We start from the raw sequence: 17,846 nt of genomic DNA on the forward strand, positions 1-17,846 counted from the left end.
AGGAGATAGAGCTGGAAGTGCGTGCCTTTCGATAGTCTATGGGCGGAATTCGACCGCCTCACCGATAGGCCGATCGAGGTTCGCCGTCACTGTCGGGCTGGGTCCGAGTCCGCGATAGGCGCCACGACAGCGCTCGCGATAGGCGCGCAACGCTTGGTCCATGGCGCCCGGACCGCCACACATTTGCGGATGACGTCCTGCCCGTCTTGGGTTTCAGCAGCGTGCGCCGGCGCTCCGATTTCCGCGACTTTTGGATCCCCTCCAATCGTGACGACCGATTATCGCCTGTCTCCATTTCGACCGTTATCTGGGCGGTAACACTTTTAGAAATCTATGCTGCTGGACATAAGCGGCGACCATACCGAGAATTTACTTTCAAATTCTGGCGGCAAAGTTCTATCGTAAATGAAAATAGGGGATGGGGTATGGAAACGAGTTCGGAGACTGGCGATGCTGCCGGTATATCAGCCGCGCCCGTAATAGAAGTCGTGGCGGACATCGCCGCCAGCTTTACATATGCGTCCTTCCAAAATGCTATTCCGGTGATCCGGTCTATCGCGCTCAACAACCCGACCCAGCAGGGTTTCGAAAAATGCACTCTCGAGCTGACATCGAACCCCCCTTTTTTGCGCGCCAAAAGCTGGACAATTGATCGGATCGTTGCTGGCGACCGGCTTCCCTTAAGCGATCGAAAAATCGATCTCGACGCCGGCTATCTGGCCGGTCTCAACGAGGCTGAGCGCGGGGAGATAACGTTGCGCCTAACCTCAGGAGGCGCAGTGCTGGCCGAGCAGCGCGTTGCGGTGCGCCTGCTTGCCCGCGACGAATGGGGTGGCGTCGTCGATATGGCGCAATTGCTCGCCGCATTCGTCATGCCGAACGACCCGGCGATCGCAGGACTGCTGCGTTCCGCAGCGGAGCTGCTCGCAGCGCATGGTCATCCTTCCAGCCTCGATGGCTATCAAAGCGGCAATCCGCAACGCGCATTCATGCTGGCGGCCGCAATTTATTCGGCCATTGCTGGCCTATCGCTGCATTATGCAGAGCCACCTGCGAGCTTCGAAAGCCGCGGCCAAAAAATTCGACGTCCCTCAATTATTACGGCAGAAAAGCTGGCAACCTGTCTCGATACCAGTCTGTTATTCGCGTCCGCCCTGGAGGCGACGGGCTTGCATCCCGTCGTTTTGATGTTTCAGGGACACGCGGCCGTCGGCGTCTGGATGACACAAAGGACGCTCGCCAACGCCATTGAACCCGATGCCATGGAGGTCCGCAAGGCGCTGGCATCGCGCGAACTCATCGTGTTTGAGACGACAGGCGTGACGCATCGGCCGGCGATGACGTTGGAGGCTGCCCGACACGCAATCGAACAGCGGCTCGACGAAACGCAGGTAGCCACCTTTGTCGCAGCCATCGATATACGCCGCTCGCGCAGCGGCGGCATCACACCGCTTGCTTCGCACGAACCGACGCGCCGCAGCGTGGATGCAGAGGTGGCAACCGAAATCGCGTTGCCGTTGCCAGCCGCACCGGCCGTGGTAGCCCTGCCGGTCGAGATCGTCGAGGTAAAGCCGACGACAGCGGCCGGACGGATCGACCGCTGGCAGAAAAAGCTCCTCGATTTGACACTGCGGAACCGCCTGCTCAATTTTCCGGACTCCAAGAAGACAATTCCGTTTCTTTGTACTGACGTCGGCTACCTCGAGGACCGTCTGATGGCAGGCGCTTCGATCCGGCTGATTTCGCTCCCCGAACAGAATCCACTGGGCGAGCGGGATGCTGTCCTCTATCGCGAGGTGCACGGACGTGACCTCCAGCGTGGCTTTGCCGCGGAAGCGCTTCTGCGCGACGAGCTCCCGTCGACGCTCGATGGGCGTCAATTGGAATCCCGGCTGATCGATCTTTACCGGCAAGTGCGCAACGATTTTGCCGAGGGCGGCGCGAATACGCTCTTCCTGGCGGTCGGCTTCCTGCGCTGGAAGAAGAAGGCCGAGGACGAGCGCAGCTATCGCGCGCCATTGCTGCTCGTACCGGTCAAAATCGAGCGCCGCAGCGCAACATCGCATTTTACCTTGCGCTTCCATGAAGATGAACCGCGATTCAACGCAACCTTGTTGCAGTTTCTCGAACGCGACTTCGAGCTCAAACTGCCACAGTTTTCCGGTGAGCTGCCCGAGGACGAAAGCGGCGTTGATGTGCCGAGGCTGCTCGGTCTTATGCGCCAGGCAGTGCGCGACGTCCCCGGCATGGAGGTGGTGGACGAGACGGCGCTGTCGACCTTTTCCTTCGCCAAGTTTCTCATGTGGAAGGATCTGGTCGAGCGTACCGATGCGCTGCGCGAAAACCGTGTCGTGCGCCATCTGATCGACACGCCGGAGATAGCTTTCGAGGGCAATGGCGCATCATTCCGCGACGAGCGCGAACTCGACCGGCACTATGCCCCGTCCGACATGGTTTTGCTGCTGCCGGCCGACTCCTCACAGACCGCCGCAAGTCTTGCCGCCGCTGAGGGTCGCGATTTTGTCATCATCGGCCCTCCCGGCACTGGCAAGAGCCAGACCATTGCCAACATGATTGCCAACTGTCTTTCAGTTGGCAAAACCGTGCTGTTTGTGGCCGAGAAGACGGCGGCGCTCGATGTGGTGTATCGCCGCCTGCGCGAACATGGCCTGGGCGCGCATTGTCTCGAACTCCATTCCAGCAAGGCGGACCGACGCAACTTTCTCACCCAGCTCAGGATCAGCTGGGAAAGCGGCGTGCGCGTGGACGCAGCGGAGTGGATTGCGATCAACGAGCGGCTTCGCGTCCGTCGCGACGAACTGAATGCCTATGTCGAAGCGCTGCATCGGCACCATGTCAATGGTCTGACGCCTTATCTGGCGCTCGGCATCGCTCTCAAGAACAAGCGGCAGCACGCTCCGAGATTGTCCTGGCCATCGCGCGATTCCCATGACGAGGCAAACCGGCTGGCGCTGGAGCATATTGCCGCCGAAACAGGTCTCGCATTTCAGTCGGTGGAGATGCGGTCGGTCTTGCGTCTTATAGATGTCACCGAGTGGACGTCAGGCTGGCAGGACAATTTGCTCGAAGGGGCAAAGACCCTCAAGAATGCGTCCGAGGTTCTAGCGACCGCACTCGACGCCTTCCTGGTGAGCATCGGCCTGCGCGCCAAAGGCGACGCGTCAAAAGCGGAGCTCGAAGCGCTGCGAAAACTAGCAGCGGCACTCCAGGACAGTGCCGGCTATGACGTCAGCATTGTCTTTGATCGAGATTTCGCCCAGTTGCGGGGAGCCCTCGCCACTCTCAATGAGGCAATCGGAGACTATCGCAAGTCTCGCAAGGACCTGTCGGCCCGCTATGACGAGGCTGCCGTTGCGCGCATACGGGTGGAGGACATAGAGCAGCAATGGCAGCAGGCCGCTTCTGCATTCTGGCCAAACAGTCAGTTGGGCAAACGCAAAGTCCAGAAGCTGCTTCAAGGCTATGTCACAGAGGGGGTAGCCGATCCTCAGCACGACTTGCTGCTGTTGCGCCTGATGCAGGACCGCCGGGCCACTGTCGAAGCCAACATCCTATCTGGGAAGCCGATCGGATTTGCCGCACTTGATACCGACACCCACCGTATCGATCAGATACTCTCGATGGCCGAAAGGCTTCGACAGACGCTACGCCTGCCCGGCCTCGGCACGGAGGATTTCAAAGCGCTCCTGCAAGCAACCGCCCCGAGCCTGCGAAGCGGTGCAGCAGATAGCACGATGCGCTATGGGGCAGCCCGCTTCCTTGCGGCTTCTGCAGCATTCGAGGCTGCCAAGACCCAATTTGCGATCCCTGCTGGAAAGACGCCTTCTTGGGCAGAACATGATAACCCGCTGACCGAATTGACGACTGCGATGGGAGACTTGCTCGACGCCCGTCATCTTCTCCGGGACTGGACTTCGTGGTGCGGCATTCGTCGCAGGGCTGTCAGTCACAATCTGGGAGCGTTGGTCGACGATATCGAGGCGGGTCTAGTGCGACCAGCTGAAGCTCAATCCGCGTTCCGCCTGGCCTATGTACGCTGGTGGCTGCCGGCCACGCTGGATGCCGATCCGGTGCTGCGGAATTTCCGTCGCTTCCAGCACGAGCACGCCATCGAAGATTTCCGGGAAATCGACGATCTTGTCCGCGCTCAAGCAAGCCTTCGCGTCATCAGTGCCATCGCTCATGGTTTGCCGGCTGTGCAAGGCGTCCCGCGCAATTCCGAGTTGGGCCTGTTGCGCCATCAGATGGAATTGCAGCGGCCCAGCCGGTCAATCCGCGAGATGATTGGCGCGATGCCGACGAGCTTTGCCAAGCTCGCGCCGTGCATGCTGATGTCCCCTCTTTCAATCGCTCAATATCTACCGCCCGACCAAGCCCTGTTCGACGTGGTGATTTTCGACGAAGCATCGCAGATCACCACCTGGGACGCCGTCGGTGCCATCGCGCGAGCCCATCAAACCATAATCGTAGGCGATCCCAAGCAGTTGCCGCCCACCAATTTCTTTGGCCGCAACGAGGAGGACGAGGAAGTCGTCGAACACGAAAAGGATCTTGAGAGCATTCTCGACGAAGTCAAAGCGGCCGGCATCCCGGTACGTGACCTGCGCTGGCATTATCGTAGCCGCAATGAGTCGCTGATCGCCTTTTCCAACCATCACTACTATCAGAACCGGCTCATCACATTCCCTTCGCCAACGGTGGAAGATCGGGCAGTTCAGCTGCGAAAAATCACGACCGGCATCTATGACCGTGGCAAAAGCCGCACCAATCGAATCGAAGCCCAAGCGGTAACCGACGAGGCGGTCAGCAGGATGCGGCGTTGGCTGGCCCTACCGGAAAAGGACCGACCCACGCTCGGAGTCATCACTTTCAACGCGCAACAGCAGTCGCTCATCCTCGACCTTTTCGACAAGGCACGCCAGACAGAGCCGGAGCTTGAATGGTTCTTTGCCGACGAGCGTATTGAGCCCGCCATCGTCAAGAATCTGGAAAATGTCCAAGGGGACGAGCGTGACATAATCCTGTTTTCGATCACCTTTTCGCAAGATAATGCCGGCAAGCGCAGCATGGATTTCGGCGCGCTGAATCGGGACGGCGGCGAACGCCGGCTGAATGTCGCGGTGACGCGTGCGCGGCAGGAACTGATCGTATTTTCAGGTTTTGCCGCCGACCAGATCGACCCCAACCGAACCAAAGCGATCGGCGTACAGCATCTCAAAGCCTTTCTCGATTTTGCCGAACGCGGCGCTGTGGCATTGCCAGCGCAGGAACGCGGATCGGTCGGAGCCCTGGAATCCCCTTTCGAGGAGGCCGTCGCTGCCGAGCTTGAGAAGCGCGGATGGACCATCGTTCCTCAAGTCGGCATTTCGGGCTTTCGAGTGGATATAGGGATCCGGCATCCCGATCTCGCCGGCGCCTATCTGGCTGGGGTCGAATGCGACGGCGCGACCTATCACAGTTCTGCCACGGCGCGAGATCGAGACAAGGTCCGCGAGCAGGTCCTGCGCGGCCTCGGGTGGAACATTGTCCGGGTATGGTCAACCGATTGGTGGTTTGATCTCGAAGGTTGCACCGAGAGGCTTCATGCCAGCCTGGCCGCGCTGCTCGAGGAAAGCCGTCGCAAACAGGCTGAACAACAGGAAAGTGAAGCCGCGATCCATTGGGACATGGGACATAAGGTCGACCCCATGGACCCATTGCCAGCCGAAGACCTAGCATCGGCCGGCGAACCGGAACATCCGTCGATAAAATCAGAGCCAGAACTTGTCGCCGCTCCCCTCGCGACGGGAGAGCGCCCATCGGCATCTGCAGGAATTTTGCCTGTGGCCGCGCATTCGACGCATGATACCGTACCGACGGGCGGCCGTTATCGCCTGACTGATCTAACCGGATTTTCCACCAGCCCGGATCAGTTTTATGACTTCGTCTACCGAGGCACGCTGCGGTCCATGGTCGACGCGGTGATCGAGCAGGAAGGACCTCTGCGAGAAGACGTCCTTGCGCAGCGCATCGCACGGGCGCATGGCTGGCTCAGAACGGGCAACAAGATTCGGGAGCGGATCGACCTGCATCTGCGCGAGTTCGATAGAACTGAAGAATCCAGCGGCAGCTTCCTATGGAAGAGAGGGACGGTGGTCGACCTGCTTGATTATCGCATGCCGTTCGATGCCGATGCCCGCCGGTCCATTGCCGACATTCCAATCGCCGAGCTGGCCGCTGTCGTCGTTGCGAACGAGGACATTCTGGAACAGTCCGACCCCGCTCTCGACCTTGCACGTCTGCTCGGTGTCGAGCGACTTGCGGCGATTTCACGCTCCCGGCTGGATGAAGCCATCGATCGCGCCCAGCGCAACCTGGCATCGACATAGTCTCGGAGACTCCATGTTTCGATTCATCCACAGCTCCGATCTTCATATCGGCAAGCGGTTCGGCAACATGCCAGAGGATCTGCGCGGGCGGCTCCGTGAAGCGCGCCATGGCGCGATCAGCCGGCTGGCAGAGCAGGCACGCGTCCATGGTGCATCCACCATACTTCTGGCCGGCGATACGTTCGATACCGAAACGCCCACTCCAGCGATGTTGCGGCAGGCCATGGCCGAGATGAGCCAGAGCGCGCCTCTGCGCTGGATATTGCTGCCTGGCAACCATGATTCCCTGTTGGCTGATCAATTGTGGAGTGCAGCGGACAGCGTTGTGCCGGACAATGTCCTGCTGGCGACGCGGCCCGAAACCCTGACCATTGGCGCGGACGTGGCGCTGCTGCCTGCACCTTGCACCACCCGCAGACCCGGTCGCGACCTTACCGAGTGGATGAACAGCGCCGCGACGCCGCAAGGCGCCATCCGGCTCGGCCTTGCTCATGGCGCTATTCAGAACTTTTCCGAAGATTCAGCAGCGTCCGATGTCATTGCACCAGATCGCGCGACCAAGGCCGGCCTCGATTATCTGGCACTTGGCGACTGGCACGGACCCGTCACCATCAATGAGCGCAGCCGTTATAGCGGTGCGCCCGAACCTGACCGTTTCAAGCATGATACACCCGGTCAGGCCCTTGTCGTTTCCATTGCCGGGCCTGGCGCCGTGCCCGAGATCGTGGCCGTTGAAACAGCTAGCTTTTCCTGGAAAACCGCTCCCCTGCATCTGCTGTCTGGCGACGACAGCGCCGCGGCATTTGAAGCGTTGCTTCCACCGGCTCATCTGCGGCGTCAGACTTTGCTGCGAATTGCCGCGTCTGGCCGGGTGCGGTTAAGTGGGCGAACGATCCTTCAAGCGGCGATCGCGGTAGCCGCGCCCGACTTCGCCTATCTGGAACTGGACGGGGACGGGCTCGCGACCGACTGCGAAAGTGGCGATTTGGATCGGATCGACCGCTCTGGTGCCCTTCGCGAGGCAGCGCAGGCACTGTTGGATGAAAGCAGCGACGAAACCCGGTCGGCTGTCGAACGCGACATATCGCGAGAAGCACTGGTTCGGTTGTTCAGCTATTGCGAGGCGATGGGATCATGAAACTTACGGCCCTTCGGCTCCACAACGTCAAACGGTTCGCCGGGCAAGGCGTCGCCATCGAAAACATCGGCGACGGCGTCAACGTGCTTTGCGCGGTCAATGAGTTCGGCAAATCAACCTTCTTCGAAGCGCTGCACGCACTCTTTTTCCAGCCTCACACGGGCACACCCGAAGGCGTGCGACTGTTGCGGCCTTATAGTGGGGGCAATCCGGTGGTGGAGGCCGACATCACCACTTCAGAAGGACGCTATCGACTTGCCAAGCAGTTTTATGGCGGCAGGCTGGCCAGCGTTATTGACCTCGACGGCGGGCGACTGTTGGCTCAAGCCGATGAGGCCGAAGCCTTTATCGGCAAACTAATCCATGGCGGAAGCGCAGGACCGGCAGGATTGCTCTGGGTTCGCCAAGGGGTCACCGGCATCGAAAGGCGCAGCAAAAGCGAGGAGGACGGCGAAAAACGCGTGCGCGAAAGCCTACTGTCCTCGGTTCAGGGGGAAGTTGAAGCCCTGACCGGCGGGCGACGCATGGCCGAAATCGCCGCGGCATGTGAAGAAGAACTCTATAGCCTGGTTACGTCAACGCTGCGTCCCAAGAGCGGCGGTCTCTATGCGGCAGCGCTCGACGAGCGTGACAAGCTGGTGAAAGACGAGCAGCGTCTCAGCGCCGAAGTCACCGGTCTGCGCGATTCGCTCGACAAGCGGCGCATGGCGTTGGCGCGTCTGTCTGAGCTTGAAAACCCCGAAGAAGGCGCCACTCGGCGGGAAGCCATCTCGGCCGCGGAAGCCGCAGTCGAGGCCGCCAAATCGCACAGCGAAGCCTTGAAAGCCGCCGAGGCGGAAGCTGCCCTTGCCGCAATTCACCACGACGCGGCGCAGCAGGCCCTCGATAGTTTTCGGACCGCGCTCAAACGAGCCACGGATTTGCGCCAGCAGTCGACGATTGCGCAGCTTCGCCGCAGTGAGGTTCTCGATCGGCGCGCTTCTGCCATTGCCGAAAACGAACAAGCGATGGGCGAAGTTCAAGCAGCCGAACTGGAAGAGCGCGAAGCACGCGAATTGCTCGCGCGGCTGGATGCGACTCTTTTGGCGCGTGACGCTGCCGAACAACTGGCCGGCTCGGACAACCGGTTGAAACAAGCCGAAGTCGCCAGAACCCAGATCGAAGATGGAGAGGCAGCACTGGCGATGCTGGCGGTGCCGGAACAAGCTGTCGAGCAACTCCAGGCGCTCGAAATCGAGATCGCCAGCCTTCGTGCAGCTCACCTGGCAACCCTGCCGACGCTATGCATGGAATACCGGGACGGCGCCGCCGATTTGGTGACCATCGATGCCAAGCCCTTGCCCCATGCAGAAGACCAAAGCTTTGCTGGCACCGTACGCCTGGATATTGCCGGCATCGGAGCCTTGACCCTGCGATCGAATCGGCCGCAGCAGGCCGACCGGACCATCGAAGACGCCGAAGCGAAGCACCGCAGCCTGCTTGCGTCCCTCGGTGTCGATAGCCTCAGGACGGCACGCCAGCGCCTAGTGGAAGCGCGCGACAAAGCTACCGAACTGGGCTTGGCGCGTCAGCGACTTGCCGATCTCGCGCCCAAGGGGATACAGCAATTACACGAGGAGCTTGCTCGTCTGAGTGCCCTCGGGGCCGGGGACCTCGAACTCAAAGTCGATCCAGAACAGATCCGGCAACATCATGCCGCAGCCGAGCAGCGTGTGGCGACAACACGCAACAGCGTGCGCGAGGCCTTGCCTTTGCGCAGCCATGCCGACGAGGCTGTCATGGCTGCGGAGACGGCTTATGTCACCATCCAGGCGGAACTGACCAGCCTCGAGGTCATATTGGGACCCGATGCAGCGCGCGAGGAAAAGGGGCGCTTGCTGCTCACCGAGGCCACCGCACGACAAAAGCTGCGCGAAGCGGCCGAAATGCGCGCTGCTCCCCTGCGCGACGGCGCTCGCGATCTCACCAGCGCTGAAGCCGTTCTGCGCCGCGCCCGTTCGGTTCAGGATGCCGCCACACAGGAAGCAAGTCAGTTGCGTGTAACCCTGGCCGATCTCAATGGCCATATTCGCACTCGGTCCGACGACGCGGTGGAAGAAGCTTTGCGCGAGGCCACAGAAAAATTGGAAATCGCTGGAGAGCGAGCGAGACGCTTCGAATTCGAAAAAGCCGTCCTCGACCGGCTGCGCACGACGCTGGTCGCTGCGCGCTCGACGGCACGCGATCTTTATCTGAAGCCGGTCATGTCCGAGCTGCGACCGCTGCTTGGATTGCTATTCGATGACATCTCCATAGTGTTCGACGAGAACACACTGTTGCCACAGACCGTTCGCCGCAATGGTCAGGATGAGGATGTCGATAGGTTGAGTGGCGGCATGCGAGAACAGCTTTCGGTTCTGACACGTCTGGCCTTCGCCCGTTTGCTTGCCCGCGACGGCCGACCCACACCGGTTATCCTGGATGACGCTTTGGTTTATTCCGATGACGACCGCATCGAGCGCATGTTCGACGCTTTGCATCGTCAATCACACGATCAGCAGATTCTCGTTTTCTCCTGCCGCCAACGCGCGTTTGCAAAACTCGGCGGTAACATTTTGCAGATGAGCGACTGGCAACCGGGTCGGTCATAAGCGGAGATCGCGCAGCCTCAGCTAGGGCGACGGCAGATCGTATCGTGTTACGATTGCAATGCCGTTTTCGATCTCGATTTCGATAACTTCATTAATCAGGAATTCCTCTGGGCCAAGATCCTCGAGGAGAGCATCGAAGAGCTCTCTCTGTTTTTCAGGCCCGACCTGAGGGACGACGATAACCAGGCCGGCGTGAACCGGTTCTTTGGCATAGAGCTTCCTGAAGTCCTTAGCATTGTTGGTGACGAAGGTGAAATCCTCATCGATAATGAGCGGCATGAGGTCCCAGTCGGTTTCGCCGCTTAGCCCAAGCCAGTTGACGTGGTTTGCTTCATGTCCGCGTTCTTGGGCTACCGCAACCAGAGACGTGTGCAGGCACTCATCGATCAGAAACCTCACGAGGTCACACGCGTCTCGACCTGGCCGACGGACCTGGGTCGCCCTTCAAAACCACGCGCTTCGACGACTTTATTTTCACGCCCTGCTCGACCAGCTTCTTAGGCCGCCCACGAACCGGGTGCGCGGCGACCCACATTCTGGCGAGCTCAATCACGCGCGGCGTTAGCTTCGGATATCCCTCCAGAACCTCCGCTTCATCTGCGCCCTGCGCTAGCATCGTCGTGATCATACGAACAGGGATGCGGGTTCCTTTGAAGACAGGCTCTCCGCCCATCACCCCTTTAACGCGGCCGATGGCGGCCTCCGCTTCATCAAGATCCACGATGCGCGCTTTGAGCTGTTTACGTGCCTCGGCGACGTCGACGATCAGCAGGTCGTCGGCCCTTACGGTCTTGGCCCTTGGGGCAGCTTTGATTTCCTCGAACAGGCGGTAGCGACGATCAGCGGGCAATGTCGCACCCACGCCATACCAAAGCTTGAGCCGCAGCAAATCCTCGCCGGTCAATGCCCGTCGGACGACCCCACCGATGCGCCGAGCAGTGCTTGGCACAGTATCGACAATGCGTTTGTCGATCGCATTGTGCACGGCCTTGATTCCTATCCCGCTGACGGCGGCTGCCTCTGCGGGGGTGTAGATGCGAGCAAGTGTGCCCATTATTCTTCTCCTTATAAAGAATAATATAGGCCGTTTGACCCCCTCCGTAAAGGCACGCGTCTTTGGAATCACGGCGGTTAGCAAAGGCGGTGGTGAGCCGAGAGGCCTCACAAACCCTTGGGGCTCGAGATGGCAGACTCGGCGCAGTATAATTGCGCTAACTATCGAATTTGCAGTTGGCGACAAACGACACACGAGTTCGTCGCGGACTTTTAACTCTGCGAAGGCGCGTCTTCGAGCGCTTTGAAACCCTACACCCATCTGCAGGCCATCTGTATCAAGCTTTGGACCAAAACCGTTTCCATCGCTCACGAGCGTTCTCTCTGGGGGTCTCAAGTGGGGCTTGCCCATGGCCACGAATTTTTGGGCGACAGCGGTGCAGAGGCCGCATACCGCTGCCTGCTTGACGTCGCTGACCGTGTCCATGTCCGAAATTTGCCTACAAATTTCGGACGCCCTTGGGCGCGCTAGATTCGCTATGGAAAGCTGGAAGCACTCGCAAGCCCGGTGGCCACAGCGTCTGCAGCGCCAAGCTATTCCTCCGTATCCAAACCCGCATCCTCATGGCCACTAGCCAACTCTGGCATAATTTCACCAGCAAGCAGCTCATCTCTGCTCAGCAGCCCGGCATCCTCGAGCGCCTCGCAGTCCGGGAGATCGCGAAGCGTGTCGAGGCCGAACTCGAGCAGGACGCTTTTGTCGTCACATAGGTGTAGGGAGCGCCGGGCGTCGGACTGCGCGGGTTCGACGCGATCAGGCCGGTGCCGCAGATGGCCGATCAGGTCGCGACTGATTACTTCCCGAAAACCGACGACAATTCGGCGCGGGTAATCGGCTGGAAGTGCCGATGCACATCAGCATCAGCACGTCCGACCACGTCAGGTCGACGGCACGCCCGCTGCTTCCGCAGGCGCGGATGGCATCGGCATAGGCCGGCCGTGTCAGGTGCTTCCAGCCGCCGGCGACAGCGACGAGGTCATAGGGCCGTCCGCGCAGCTCTCGGATGTCGTCGATGAGAAGGTCACGGGCGAGCTCGCGGGAGAGACTGCACCGCAAGCGCGTCCCGCGCGCGCGAACTGCTCGATCAACTGATCTCAGACGACGACGAATCCCGTCCAGATTCCAAAAGCGGTGGCCGCAGCGGCGCTTTGCGGGCTCGCGTTACCACAGATCGCAGAACTGTGATCTCGCCTTGTGCCCGAGACCGCAATCTGGGCTCGCGACGAAGCATATCGCTTGCGATCATCAAAGGACGCGTCGACGCCGTCGGTTGCCTTTTCCACCGCCGCCTCACACATCGTGTTGGGGCTGAAGAGCTACCTGCAAATCCTCGCAACGGGCGCGGCCGCATCCTTGATTTTACAAATTGACACGTCTTGGTTTTTAGAAAATGCCACGTGCGATGATGGCGCCAAAAAAAAATGTCACGCGAGATGATCATGCCTGAGGTAAATGGTCCGCCAAAGTTGGGAAAGGTATACCGGTTGAATGGTGGATAGGTACGCCGGATAAAAAGGGCTTCGGGTTCCGGAAGACGAACTAATCGACGGATAGGCGCTGCTCGTGAGGGAAACTGCATGCGCATTACGGTTATGACCATCCAGGGATGTCGGATATGATCTTGAATAGTGACATTGCAGGCCAAAGAGCGGCCGAGAAGCTAGCAGAGGGCCTGAAATCGCAGGGCAAGCAGCAATACGAAGAAAGGTCGAGGGAACGCGAACGAGATGTGTCTCGTTAGGTCGCACGTTGCACCAGGGGTGCGTCGGAAGGCACTCCGCCGTGTCCTGAAGAGGTAGCCTGCACTTGAGAATAGCCACGGTGGTACCTTATTTTCGGCTGTGAAGCACACGAGACCCGCGACGTGAGACCCAGTTGCTCAATACCCAGTTGCTGGGTGAGCGTGCATGACTGCCAACGGAAGGTCTTGCACGCACCCTCGCGATCTTGAGCAATGGTCGCCATGACTTTCTTCTTGCAGGCTTTTGAGTGGCCCAGCCTGCAATCACCAGACCCCACCGACTCTAAAGAGCGTGGCAGACGGGATAGTCGAGGTTGCCCGGCACAATTACGCTCAAGGCTTGCGCCGCCCAGAGGACACGCTGAAAAGGCAGCATGGGCGCGCAAGCACGCCATTCACGAGAGGTTCGACATGAAGACTATGCAAGAAAAAGACATTCCGGCATTCGTGCAAGCAGTTGTGGAGGCCGGCTGCAACATTTGCGCGATTGGCAACTTGGGATATGTCTTTGGCGATGCTGATTTGACGCCGGCGCAACGGAGGTCCGTCGAGCCACAGCTGCGCAGGATTGCTGAGATCTACGGCGAACGCGATCATCTCATGGACGAGATAGCTGTATATCTGCGGTCGATCGGACGCCATGTCGAGGTTGAGCCGAAGACAGGTGTTTCCTGATGGCCGCGATCGATCGCGTTCCGTAGTCGCCATTTCTATTGGGTAACGAGCAGCCGTCTTCCAACCTCTGAAACAAAAAAGAGGTGACCCCCAAAGGCCGCTCTCGAGACCGCAAGTCTGAGCCGCTAACGCATTGCGATAACCAGGCTGTCCGAACTGGGCGTCGATGCCTTCCTCGACCAGGTCGCGGTAGGCGGCGATCTCATCTACCGCATGCATAGCCAAGCCAGAGAAGTTTTCGGCAGCGGAATTCTCGGTCGCTTCCCCTTTTATGACTAGAGGGTGCGGCCGATCCGGCCGCGACGATCTCGCAGGGATTGCCATATACGGCAACACGAACACCGGCGGATCAATACTCGGATAATGGCGGCCGGCTATGTAGCGATCGATCGCGCACCAACATATCAATGCAATAGCTTAGTTGCTTTCAAAGGCGGGTCTCTACGAACTGCAAGCAAGCTAAACGATTGCGTCAACTCTTCCTCGCAGAGCGAAAACTCCGCGCCCACGCGATTTCTCTGCTGGAACAGCGGCACATCCTCAGCGCCAGGACACGGCCGCCGCCGTCGGGTTTTACGAAGCCGGTGATTGCATAAGTTGCCCGCAAGATATCATTGGTATCGGGAACGCCGCCGATGCCGCATCCTGAATAGAGCGGCCGCTTGCACCTGCCAGCCCGACGACCAGATCATATCTGCAACTCCATCTACCTGGACGTGGTGCAAATCACCTCGCTGAAGCCGCAAATCGTCGCCTTCGACCAGGATAACCACATCCGTGACCGCCTGAGCTACTCGGTCGATCTCGACGCACATGGCCGATACAGTTTTTCCATCCTTCACGAAGCGAATGAGACTTTGGCCATTCCAGCCCTGGTCTACGGGGCGTGACTTGTCCCCGACGCATGCGCGAGCTTTTCTGCCCGGTCTGATTGGCCGCCGATCAGCGCCGCGGGCCAAATGCGCTTGACAAAATAGCGCCGGCCCGTTCAATTCGGCGCATTCACCAGGGGAGTCCCGGCAAGGGGCTGAGATACTGCTGGCTTTCGCGGCGCAGTGACCCGTTGAACCTGATCCAGTTCATACTGGCGTAGGGACGGTGCAAGCGCTTTTGCGGGAGTTTACGCCCGATATCCTGTTTCGGCAGGTCGACAGAAGCGTCTTTTCATCCTTCCGGCACAGAACTGGGTCTCCAATGCATGAGCAAAGGAGCCTCACGATGAATGCCCTCACCCCCGCCGTATCGACGGGACCGCTGCCCGCCTCACGGAAAATCCACAAGTCCGGCGTCCTTTATCCGCACATCAAAGTGCCGATGCGAGAGATTTCCGTCCATCCGACGGCCGGCGAACCGCCCGTCACCGTCTACGATCCGTCCGGCCCCTACACCGATCCATCAGTCCAAACCAGCATCGAAAAAGGCCTTGCCCGGCTTCGCCACGAATGGGTCACGGCGCGTTGCGATGTCGAAGCCTATGACGGCCGCCACGTCCGGCCGGAAGACAATGGATTCGCCACCGGCGAGCGCCTGACACCGGAATTTCCGATACGCAATCGGCCGCTCAAGGCCAAGCAGGGCAAGGCGGTGACCCAACTTGCCTATGCGCGCGCCGGCATCATCACGCCAGAAATGGAGTTCGTAGCCATCCGCGAGAATCTCGGCCGCGAGGTGATGCGCGGCAAGCTGCAACGCGACGGCGAAGCCTTCGGCGCGGCGATCCCAGATTTCGTCACACCCGAATTCGTGCGCGACGAGGTGGCGCGCGGACGCGCAATCATTCCCGCCAACATCAATCATCCCGAGAGCGAACCGATGATCATCGGGCGAAATTTCCTGGTGAAGATCAACGCCAACATCGGTAACTCGGCTGTCACATCGTCGATGGCCGAAGAGGTCGAAAAGATGGTGTGGGCGATCCGCTGGGGCGCCGATACGGTGATGGACCTGTCGACCGGCCGCAACATCCACAACATCCGCGACTGGATCGTGCGCAATGCACCGGTGCCGATCGGCACGGTGCCGCTCTATCAGGCGCTCGAAAAGGTCGGCGGCATCGCCGAGGACCTCAACTGGGAGGTCTATCGCGACACGCTGATCGAGCAGGCCGAGCAAGGCGTCGACTATTTCACCATCCACGCCGGCGTGCGGCTGCACTACATACCGCTGACCGTCGACCGGGTCACGGGCATCGTCTCGCGCGGCGGCTCGATCATGGCCAAATGGTGCCTGCACCATCACCGGGAGAGCTTCCTCTACGAGCATTTCGAGGAGATCTGCGACATCGCCAGAGCCTATGACGTTTCCTTCTCGCTCGGCGACGGCCTTCGTCCCGGTTCAATCGCCGATGCGAACGACGCGGCGCAATTCGCCGAACTGGAAACACTTGGAGAACTCACCAAGATTGCCTGGGCAAAGGACTGCCAGGTGATGATCGAAGGCCCGGGCCATGTCCCCATGCACAAGATCAGGCAGAACATGGACAAGCAGCTCGCAGTGTGCGGTGAGGCGCCGTTCTACACGTTGGGGCCGCTGACGACCGACATCGCGCCGGGCTATGACCACATCACCTCAGGCATAGGTGCCGCCATGATAGGCTGGTTCGGCACCGCCATGCTTTGCTACGTCACGCCGAAAGAGCATCTCGGCCTTCCCGACCGCAACGACGTCAAGATTGGGGTGATCACTTACAAGATAGCCGCCCATGCAGCCGATCTGGCGAAGGGCCATCCGGCAGCGAAAACCAGGGATGATGCCCTTTCGCGCGCGCGCTTCGAGTTCCGCTGGGAGGACCAGTTCAACCTGTCGCTCGACCCCGAAACCGCACGGTCCTTCCACGACCAGACCTTGCCCAAGGAGGCGCACAAGCTGGCACATTTCTGTTCGATGTGCGGGCCGAAATTCTGCTCCATGCGCATTTCCCACGACATCCGTGCCGAGGCTCAGAAGGAAGGCATGGCGGCAATGGCGGCAAAATACCGGGAGGGCGGCGATCTCTACATGCCAGCTGACGAGACTGGCGTACCGGTCGTGCCAGAGGCTCCCAAACCATCATGAGGGTGCTCGTCAAAGGGGCCGGCGTTGCCGGCCTCACCGTCGCTTTCGAACTCGCCGCCCGCGGCGCGACGGTTACAGTCGCCGAGATGCGGCATGGCCTTGGCGGCAACGCGTCGTGGTTCGCCGGCGGCATGCTGGCGCCATGGTGCGAGCGCGAAAGCGCGGAGCAGCCGGTGCTGGATCTCGGACGCGACGCTGCCGACTGGTGGGATGCGGTGCTGTCGGGTCAGGTGACACGGGCCGGGACATTGGTCGTGGCCGCGCCGCGTGATGCCGGTGAGCTTGACCGGTTCGCCAGTCGCACGTCAGGGCATCGGCGCGTCGATGAAAACGAAATTGCGCTCCTGGAACCCGACCTCGCCGGCCGCTTCCGGCGTGGATTGCTCTTCCCCGACGAGGCTCACCTCGACCCACGCCAGGCGATGGCGGCACTTCATGACAAGCTTGCGACCATGGGTGTCAAATTCCACTTCGGCTGCGACGCCCGGCCTGTTTCGGGTTTCGCCCGTCAGATAGACTGCATGGGAATGGCAGCGGCCGATGACAGGCTGCGCGGTGTTCGCGGCGAAATGCTGATCCTTCGCACGCCTGATGTCTCGCTGTCGCGGCCGGTCCGTTTGCTTCATCCACGCTTTCCGCTTTATGCCGTGCCGCGCACCGATCACCGTTTCATGATCGGAGCGACGATGATTGAAAGCCAGAGCGCCGGACCGGTGACGGCGCGTTCCATGATGGAGCTGCTGGGCGCCGCCCATGCCCTCCATCCGGCCTTTGGTGAGGCCGAGATCGTTGAAACCGGTGTGGGTGTCCGTCCGGCATTTCCCGACAATTTGCCACGCGTCGAAACAGACGGTGAGATCATCGCGATCAACGGTCTTTATCGTCACGGTTTTCTCCTCGCCCCCGCCATGGCGCGCCAGGCTGCCGACCTGGTTTTCAGTCAAGACAGAACCAAGGAGCATGCTCATGAAACTGATGGTCAACGGCGAGGCGCGTGAGATTGCCGCCACCATGCTGGCCGAGTTGCTTGCCGCGCTCGACTATGAGGGCGATTGGCTCGCCACCGCCGTCAACGGCGACCTCGTGCACAAAGCCAACCGCGCGGAGTTCCAGTTGAGCGACGGCGACCGGATCGAAATCCTCTCGCCCATGCAGGGCGGCTAGC

10 protein-coding genes, 1 pseudogene and 1 riboswitch are annotated in these 17,846 nt (G+C 60.2%); of the genes and pseudogenes, 8 read left to right on the forward strand and 3 right to left on the reverse strand.

From position 1 onward, the window contains the following. Window positions 1–425 precede the first annotated feature (425 nt). From NP945_RS26775 to NP945_RS26785, 3 genes are read left to right on the forward strand one after another with little or no spacing between them, the layout of a single operon-like run. Window positions 426–6,389 carry a DUF3320 domain-containing protein gene (locus NP945_RS26775; RefSeq protein WP_256748006.1) on the forward strand — a complete coding sequence of 1,988 codons (5,964 nt, stop codon included), beginning with the start codon at window positions 426–428 and terminating at the stop codon, window positions 6,387–6,389. 13 nt (window positions 6,390–6,402) lie between these two features. After that, window positions 6,403–7,527: a DNA repair exonuclease gene (locus tag NP945_RS26780; protein ID WP_126057626.1), complete on the forward strand. Its 1,125-nt coding sequence runs from the start codon at window positions 6,403–6,405 to the stop codon at window positions 7,525–7,527. Beyond that, window positions 7,524–10,157, forward strand: coding sequence for an ATP-binding protein (locus tag NP945_RS26785; RefSeq protein WP_126063810.1), 2,634 nt, complete (start codon window positions 7,524–7,526; stop codon window positions 10,155–10,157). The genes NP945_RS26780 and NP945_RS26785 overlap by 4 nt, the downstream gene beginning before the upstream one ends. Before the next feature lie 21 nt (window positions 10,158–10,178). On the opposite strand, the gene NP945_RS26790 is transcribed toward NP945_RS26785, so the two are convergent. The 3 genes and pseudogenes from NP945_RS26790 to NP945_RS26800 all read right to left on the reverse strand — a co-directional run bounded on the left by NP945_RS26790 (window position 10,179) and on the right by NP945_RS26800 (window position 12,330). Further along, complete coding sequence (locus NP945_RS26790) at window positions 10,179–10,556, reverse strand: DUF5615 family PIN-like protein (protein ID WP_256748007.1); 378 nt, start codon at window positions 10,554–10,556, stop codon at window positions 10,179–10,181. Between the two features lie 4 nt (window positions 10,557–10,560). Next, window positions 10,561–11,211 (reverse strand): DUF433 domain-containing protein, encoded by a 651-nt coding sequence (locus NP945_RS26795; protein ID WP_126057624.1) that lies wholly within the window; start codon window positions 11,209–11,211, stop codon window positions 10,561–10,563. A 533-nt stretch (window positions 11,212–11,744) separates the two neighbouring features. Then, window positions 11,745–12,330: pseudogene (locus NP945_RS26800) on the reverse strand (SMC-Scp complex subunit ScpB). 835 nt (window positions 12,331–13,165) lie between these two features. Here NP945_RS26800 and NP945_RS31880 point away from each other — a divergent pair. The 5 genes from NP945_RS31880 (at window position 13,166) to thiS (ending at window position 17,845) form a co-directional block, all read left to right on the forward strand. After that, entirely contained in the window at window positions 13,166–13,627 is a 462-nt protein-coding gene (locus NP945_RS31880; RefSeq protein WP_306283303.1) for a hypothetical protein, read from the forward strand. A 662-nt stretch (window positions 13,628–14,289) separates the two neighbouring features. Further along, window positions 14,290–14,517, forward strand: coding sequence for a hypothetical protein (locus tag NP945_RS26810; RefSeq protein ID WP_245454713.1), 228 nt, complete (start codon window positions 14,290–14,292; stop codon window positions 14,515–14,517). 107 nt (window positions 14,518–14,624) lie between these two features. Continuing rightward, window positions 14,625–14,741: riboswitch (TPP riboswitch) on the forward strand. Between the two features lie 104 nt (window positions 14,742–14,845). Further along, window positions 14,846–16,681 carry a phosphomethylpyrimidine synthase ThiC gene (thiC, locus tag NP945_RS26815; protein WP_256748008.1) on the forward strand — a complete coding sequence of 612 codons (1,836 nt, stop codon included), beginning with the start codon at window positions 14,846–14,848 and terminating at the stop codon, window positions 16,679–16,681. After that, window positions 16,678–17,679 (forward strand): glycine oxidase ThiO, encoded by a 1,002-nt coding sequence (thiO, locus tag NP945_RS26820; RefSeq protein WP_135887487.1) that lies wholly within the window; start codon window positions 16,678–16,680, stop codon window positions 17,677–17,679. Before thiC ends, thiO begins: the two co-directional genes overlap by 4 nt. Next, window positions 17,648–17,845: a sulfur carrier protein ThiS gene (thiS, locus tag NP945_RS26825; protein ID WP_127318686.1), complete on the forward strand. Its 198-nt coding sequence runs from the start codon at window positions 17,648–17,650 to the stop codon at window positions 17,843–17,845. The genes thiO and thiS overlap by 32 nt, the downstream gene beginning before the upstream one ends. The last annotated feature ends 1 nt before the right edge of the window (window position 17,846 follow it).

The organism is Mesorhizobium sp. LMG17149, assembly GCF_024518695.1.
In the GTDB taxonomy this organism is placed as follows: Bacteria; Pseudomonadota; Alphaproteobacteria; order Rhizobiales; family Rhizobiaceae; genus Mesorhizobium.

Excerpts from the sequence above, each read along its gene's own strand:
- thiO (WP_135887487.1), top strand. The coding sequence starts at position 16,678 with ATGAGGGTGCTCGTCAAAGGGGCCGGCGTTGCCGGCCTCACCGTCGCT.
- NP945_RS31880 (WP_306283303.1), top strand. The coding sequence starts at position 13,166 with ATGGTCGCCATGACTTTCTTCTTGCAGGCTTTTGAGTGGCCCAGCCTG.
- NP945_RS26795 (WP_126057624.1), bottom strand. The coding sequence starts at position 11,211 with ATGGGCACACTTGCTCGCATCTACACCCCCGCAGAGGCAGCCGCCGTC.
- NP945_RS26785 (WP_126063810.1), top strand. The coding sequence starts at position 7,524 with ATGAAACTTACGGCCCTTCGGCTCCACAACGTCAAACGGTTCGCCGGG.
- thiS (WP_127318686.1), top strand. The coding sequence starts at position 17,648 with ATGAAACTGATGGTCAACGGCGAGGCGCGTGAGATTGCCGCCACCATG.
- NP945_RS26780 (WP_126057626.1), top strand. The coding sequence starts at position 6,403 with ATGTTTCGATTCATCCACAGCTCCGATCTTCATATCGGCAAGCGGTTC.
- NP945_RS26775 (WP_256748006.1), top strand. The coding sequence starts at position 426 with ATGGAAACGAGTTCGGAGACTGGCGATGCTGCCGGTATATCAGCCGCG.
- thiC (WP_256748008.1), top strand. The coding sequence starts at position 14,846 with ATGAATGCCCTCACCCCCGCCGTATCGACGGGACCGCTGCCCGCCTCA.